Source organism: Bradyrhizobium sp. P5_C11_2 (genome assembly GCF_054049755.1).
In genome coordinates this window covers 23,510-29,961 of sequence record NZ_JBFULT010000025.1, presented here as the reverse complement: position 1 = coordinate 29,961, position 6,452 = coordinate 23,510, and the positions used below count along the sequence as shown (strand labels likewise).

General features: G+C 65.9%; 5 protein-coding genes. All 5 read right to left on the bottom strand.

What is annotated here, in order from left to right; translation table 11 throughout:
* On the bottom strand, nucleotides 1-193 hold a 193-nt coding region (locus ACXJL8_RS04830), incomplete at its 3' end, for a dihydrodipicolinate synthase family protein (RefSeq protein WP_456684683.1).
* Between the two features lie 127 nt (nucleotides 194-320).
* Nucleotides 321-1,226 (bottom strand): LysR substrate-binding domain-containing protein, encoded by a 906-nt coding sequence (locus tag ACXJL8_RS04825; RefSeq protein WP_456622073.1) that lies wholly within the window; start codon nucleotides 1,224-1,226, stop codon nucleotides 321-323.
* A gap of 126 nt (nucleotides 1,227-1,352) precedes the next feature.
* Entirely contained in the window at nucleotides 1,353-2,705 is a 1,353-nt protein-coding gene (locus ACXJL8_RS04820) for an MFS transporter (RefSeq protein WP_456684682.1), read from the bottom strand.
* Nucleotides 2,706-3,020: 315 nt separating this feature from the next.
* Nucleotides 3,021-4,973 carry a hypothetical protein gene (locus tag ACXJL8_RS04815; RefSeq protein WP_456622071.1) on the bottom strand — a complete coding sequence of 651 codons (1,953 nt, stop codon included), beginning with the start codon at nucleotides 4,971-4,973 and terminating at the stop codon, nucleotides 3,021-3,023.
* A gap of 118 nt (nucleotides 4,974-5,091) precedes the next feature.
* Nucleotides 5,092-6,174 (bottom strand): lysylphosphatidylglycerol synthase transmembrane domain-containing protein, encoded by a 1,083-nt coding sequence (locus tag ACXJL8_RS04810; RefSeq protein WP_456622070.1) that lies wholly within the window; start codon nucleotides 6,172-6,174, stop codon nucleotides 5,092-5,094.
* Between the last annotated feature and the right edge of the window lie 278 nt (nucleotides 6,175-6,452).

Below are 6,452 nucleotides of genomic sequence, written 5' to 3'. Positions count from 1 at the left end.
GCGTCAGCGAGAAGAACTCGCCGGTGCCGCCGGAGGCGAACAGAACAGCGACGTCATAGCCGCACAGCCAGTCCATGTTGGCGCGGTAGGTCGCCTCGTCGAACGAGTAATCCGCCTTGAACGGCGTGACGGGGAAGGACAGGAGGCCCGATCCGATCTTCTGGGCCATTTCCTGCGGGGTCATCTTGCTCATGGGCGCTGCTCCCTTCTCTAGTGTTGTCGCGGACGCAACTGAAGCCGCACGTCCATGCGCCGTTGTTTAGGAGACCGTTCGATGCGCGTCCAAGCCAAAGCCTATATCGACCGATGCGGATTCAGCATCAATCTTCCACCATCTCGGCCGAGGACAATTCGCTCGCGATCTTCACCAGGGCGGAGAGCAGCGGATTCTCGTCGTCGCGGCGCCAGACCATGAACAGCTCGACTGGAACGCGGCTGCGCAGCTTCAGCGGCCGCAGGCGGACGTCGGCGATCTTCAGGCTCGCCGCCGCCGCCGGCACGATGGCGAGGCCGAGGCCGGCGCGGACCATGGCGAGGATCGAGTGGATCTGGCTCAGGTGCTGGACGTAGCGCGGCAGCACGTCGGCGCGGGTGAACAGCGCCACCAGCAGGTCGTGAAAATAGCGGCTCTCATAGGGCGAATACATCACGAAGGGCTGGTCGTCGAAATCCTTGATGGTGACGCTCTCGGCGCTCGCCAGCGGATGCTTCTTGGGGATCGCGGCCAGCAGGGGCTCGGCGACGACGCGGCGGCTGGCCACTTCGGGGCGCGCGATCGGCGGCCGCAACAGCCCGGCGTCGATCTGGCCGGAGCTGAGCGCCTCGAACTGATCGCCGGACACCATCTCCTTCAGCGAGAAATCGACTTCGGGCAGCTTGGCGCGGCAGGCGGCGACGAGTTCCGGGAGGAAGCCGTAGGCGGCAGCCGCCGTGAAGCCGATCTTCAGCGAGCCGGTCTTGCCGAGCGCGATGCGGCGGGCGACCTGCGAGGCGCTTTCGGCGAGCTTCAGGATGCGCCGCGCCTCCGGCAGGAAGCTGCGCCCGGCCGGGGTCAGCCGGACCGAGCGGCTGGTGCGCTCGAGCAGCGGCGCGTCGATGATGTGCTCGAGCACCTGGATCTGCCGCGACAGCGGCGGCTGGGTCATGTTCAGCCGCGCGGCGGCGCGGCCGAAATGCAGTTCTTCGGCCACCGTGACGAAACAGCGGAGCTGGTTGAGGTCGAACATCGATACATGCCTTAGATGAATAAGGCGTTTCCCCGGCACTTCTAGCATCGATCATCCCCGAAACAAAGACGGCGGCTGTGGGAGCCGCCGTAAGTTGCCTGGTCCGCTCCGATGATCTCGGAGCGCTCAGGAGGAACGTTTGAGCACCACCCGCTCGATCTTGCCCACGACCACGAGATAGGCGAACGCGGCGACCAGCGCGTTGGCGCCGACGAACAGCAGTGCGCCGTTGAACGAGCCGGTCGCAGCCAGGATGTAGCCGATCACGATCGGGGTGGTGATCGAGGAGAGGTTGCCGAAGGTGTTGAACAGGCCGCCGGAGACGCCGCCGGCTTCCTTCGGCGAGGTGTCGGAGACGACCGCCCAGCCGAGCGCGCCGATGCCCTTGCCGAAGAAGGCGAGCGCCATGAAGCCGACCACCAGCGCCTGGCCGTCGACATAATTGCAGGCGATGATCGACATCGACAGCAGCATGCCGCCGACGATCGGAATCTTGCGCGCCATGGTCAGCGAGCCGGTCTTGCGCAGGATCGCGTCCGAGATGATGCCGCCGAGCACGCCGCCGATGAAGCCGCACAGCGCCGGCAGCGTCGCGACGAAGCCGGCTTGCAGGATCGACAGCCCGCGCTCCTTGACGAGGTAGACCGGGAACCAGGTCAGGAAGAAATAGGTCAGCGTGTTGATGCAGTACTGGCCGAGATAGACGCCGAGCATCATGCGGTTGGAGAGGAGCTGGCGGATGTGGTCCCAGCCGGAGCCGGAGTCCGGCGCGCGCTCGTGCCTCACGTCGTCTTTGGGCGCGTCGAGGTCGACCAGCGCGCCGCCCTCCTTGATRTAATCGAACTCGGCTTCGTTGATGCCGGGATGCTCCTTCGGGCCGTAGATGGTCTTGATCCAGACCAGGCCCATGATCACGCCGAGCGCACCCATCACGAAGAAGACGTAGCGCCAGCCGTAGTCGTGCGCGATCCAGCCCATCAGCGGCGCGAAGATCACGGTCGCGAAATACTGCCCGGAATTGAAGAAGGCCGACGCGGTGCCGCGCTCGTTGCCGGGAAACCAGGCCGCGACGATGCGGGCGTTGGCGGGGAAGGAGGGCGCTTCCGCGATGCCGACCAGGAAACGCAGGCCGAACAGCACGATGATGGCGGTGCCGGCGCTGAAGAAGCCGACCCAGCCCTGCATCATCGTGAACAGCGACCAGACGATGATGCTGAAGGCATAGACGAGGCGCGAGCCGTAGCGGTCGAGCAGCCAGCCACCCGGCACCTGCGCGATCACATAGGACCAGCCGAAGGCCGAGAAGATGTAGCCCATGGCGACGGGATCGAGATGGAGCTCCTTGGAGAGCGCGGGGCCGGCGATCGAGAGCGTGGCGCGGTCGGCATAGTTGACGGTCGTGACCAGGAACAACATGGTCACGATGAACAGCCTGACGCGAGACCTCCTCACGTCCGCTGCGGACACAACTGCGCTCATCATGCGCCTCCTTGCAATTTGAAACGTTTCCTCAACACGACTCCTAGAGGCGCGCGCGGCAAAGTGTCCAAGTTGAAGGGAGTATCGATCGATACCGTTTTTGGATCGATGGAACGGCAGGCGGCGGGAACGGTGCGTGGTGATGGCGAACGCGCGCGCCACGCACTCAATCGTCGTCCTGGCGAAAGCCAGGACCCATTACCCCAGGAGGAAGTTGTGGCGCGCGCTGGCAATGATCAATCTTCGCCAAATTGCGCTCGGTGGTAATGGGTCCTGGCTTTCGCCAGGACGACGCGTGGAAAGAGACAGCGTCGGCTACTGCCGCGCGCTCGGCAGCAGCTGCGGCAGCAATCCCCGCGTCACCGGCGGCGGCACGGCGTCCAGCCCGAGCACGGCGCTGGCGGCCGGCAGCGTGGCGTCGGCCATCGCGGCGTGGCCTTCGGCGCTTGGATGCACGGCGCCGCCATAGACGGCGGAGAGCACGCCCCAGGTCGCATCGTGGATGTCGGTCGGCTGGCTCGCGGCCGGCAAGCCTTGCGGATAGGTCATCGCAGCAAAATAGCTGTCATTGGCGTCGCGGATCCAGCGCGCACGCGGCAGATAGGCGCGGTACTCCGAGGCGCCGCGGCCGCACAGCATCGGCTGGCTGGCCGCGCTGACAATGTCCGGATTGAAGCTCTGGCCGTTCTCGGCGAAGCAGGTGCGGTCGAATTCGGGATCGTTGCCGGCATGGGCGCAGAAGCCGTGATCGGCGAACGCCGCCTGGTGCGAGTCCACGAACGTCATGCGATCGGCTTCGGGATCGCGGCACAGCGCGCCGCGCGTGCAGGTGGCGAGGCCCTTCAGCTGCGGCAGGAATTCGGTGTCGACGAAGGTCGAGACGCGAGCGAGACGCTGCGGATCGGCGTTGAAGGACGGATGGATGTCGAACCCGGCGCGGCCGCCGCGGCAGGGCACGCCGCCATCGGCGAGCGCCGGATTGGCATAGGAGACGTAGACGACGTGCGAGAGGTCGCCGCCGACGAGCGGCTTCAGCGCCTCGCGCAGCTTGACGAAGTTCTGCGGCAGCTCGCGCGCCAGCGCATCGCGGGATTCGTCGACGCTCGCCATCACGCCGGAGCGGCGGAACAGCGCGCGCTCGGTCGCGGTGTCGACGATGACGTCGGCGACGAGACCGGAGAAGTAGACATCATTGGCACCGACCGAGAGCAGCACGAGGTCGAGCGTGCGGTCCGGCTGGCGCTTTTTGGCGGCGGCGAGCGCTTCGCGCAGCTCGGCGACCTGCGCGCTCACGCTGGTCTGGCAGGTGCCGTTCTTGCCGGGCAGGCACTCGCGGGCGCGCTGCGAGCCGAGCAGCCCGTCGCCGATGCTGGCGCCGGTGCAGGCGAGCGGCAGAAAGGTCACCGCGATGTGGGTGTAGCGCACGGCGAGCGCGAGCGCGGTGCGGGTCTGGTAGCTGTAGAGCGAGCGGTGGCAGGACGAGTTGAGCCAGAGCGCGCCGTAGCGCTGCCAGTTGGCGAGCGTATCGGGCGCCTCGCAGGCGCGCCCGCCCTTGTAGCCGGCGCGGCTCGGCCGGTAGTACTGCGCGCCGGCGGTGCCGAGATAGGAGCGGAAGCAGAAGCCTTCGTCGGACAAGGCCAGCGGCCGGTCCGGATTGCCTTCGCCCGAGGCGATGCTGTCGCCCAGGCCGGCGATGAAGACGTCGCGGACCTGGATCTCGGTCTGGATACGCTGGGTCGGATCGGAGCCGGAGGAGACGTCGACGGTTGCGACCGTCTGCTTGCCGTAGCGGACGCGCAGATTGATCGGCTCTGCGCAGTCGAAGGTCGAGGTCTGCGGCCCGTCGCCGTCATCGAACGACCAGGCACAGGTGGCTCCGACCGGCACCGCGCCGGCCAGGCGCACGGTGACGGGGTGGTCGGCCGGGGTGATGTAGTTTTCCTTCACGTTGTCGCGATTGCAGGGCTGATTGAGCCGGCCCTGGAGGTCGATGCAGAGCCGGTTGACCATGTTGCGGGCCCAGCCGCGGCCTTCGCTCTGGATCTCCAGCGACTGCTCGGCGGCGAGGATGCTGCGGTTGCGCGCGTTCTCGACATGAAGCAGGAAGTCGCGATCCTCGCGGAACAGCCGGAAACGGTTGCGCACCTCCCAGCTGATCTGCATGGCGCCCGCGTCCTGTGCGGCCGCGCGCTCGAGCGGCAAGGCGGTGAGCAGCCCGGCAAGCAGCAGGACGCCAGCGAGAAAAGGACGAAGGGATACAGGGATCATGGCCCGCGTCTTCAACGGCAAAGTTGAGGCGGAAATAAGAGAGCAACTGTTCCCCCGCCTGCACCCTTTGTCTGACGGTTTTGCAGGCCGCCGTCCAGCGGCCTGGGGCTTGCTGATCCTACCGTTTGCTGGCCTGCCGCAGCGACCGTTCGCGCTCCATCGCTGCCACCTGCTTGGGCAGGTTGGTCTGCGCGCAGGCCTCGGCCAGCCGCCGGCGCTCCTGCCAGGGCTCCACGACGTTCATCCAGAGCTCGCGCGCGCCCATGATGGAGATGGCGAGACCGAACGGGATCACGAAATAGAGGATGCGGAAGACCAACAGGGTCGCCAGCAACTGCTCGCGGCCGAATTCGGGCAGCGCCACCAGCATGGCGGCATCGAACACGCCGATCGAGCCGGGGGCATGGCTGGCAAAGCCGAGCAGCGTCGCCAGGATGAACACCACGGCGAGCGACAGGAAATCGATCGGCGGGCTGGCCGGCACCAAGAGGTACATCGCCAGCGCGCAGAAGCCGAGATCGACCACGCCGATCAGGATCTGCACCAGCGTCAGCGGCGCCGACGGCAGCACCACCTTCCAGCCCTTCTGGCCGAGCTCCCGGCGCTTCTCGCCCATGCAGAGCCAGACCAGATAGGCGCAGATCGAGGCGAGACCGCCGAGCGCGATCAGCCGGTTGATCGACGACGGCAGCTGATCCATGTAGGAGGCGGCGTCCGGATGGATGGCCATGCCGATCGAGAGCACGAAGATGTTACCGAGCCAGAAGGTCAGGCCGGAGAGGAAGCAGATTTTCGCGACGTCGATCGCGTTCAGCCCGTAGTCCGAATAGATCCGGAAGCGGATCGCACCGCCGGTGAACACGGTTGCACCGATATTGTGGCCGATCGAATAGGACGTGAAGCTGGAGAGCGCTGCGATGCGGTAGGGCACGTGCTTCTTGCCGATCGTTCGCAGTGCAAAAAAATCGTAGAAGGTCAGCGTACAGAACGCGAAGCACACGCAGATCGCCGCCAGCCCGATATTGCCGCGGGGAATCTCGGTTAACGCCGTCAGGATGACGCCGGTATCGATGCCCTTGAGGGTGCGCACAAGCGTCGTGATCGCGAAGGCGATGATGACGACGCTCGCGGCGATTCCAAGCCGTCGCCAGCCGATCCATCTCTTGAAGCCGCGTTTCAGCGCGGGCAGCAGTCCGTGCATTCATCCTCCCGGCGGGGGGCAAGACCGACCCGCCCAGACATTGGCGGCTCGGGTGCGATCGCTGCCACGGTGGGCGTCGATCGCTAGATATGTTCTAGCTCATTTAAGGCAAAAAGGTCGGCTTGTGCAGCCCTTGACAAGGATAGGTTCTGCGCTGGACCGGCCGCTCTGTCATACGTGGTTCACATGGCAGGCGCGTTAAGCATATGAGTCGTGACACCAGGCTCGGGTCGCGCTCCGCATGTTGACATGATTTCACCTTACTGGCGCCGCTCGCA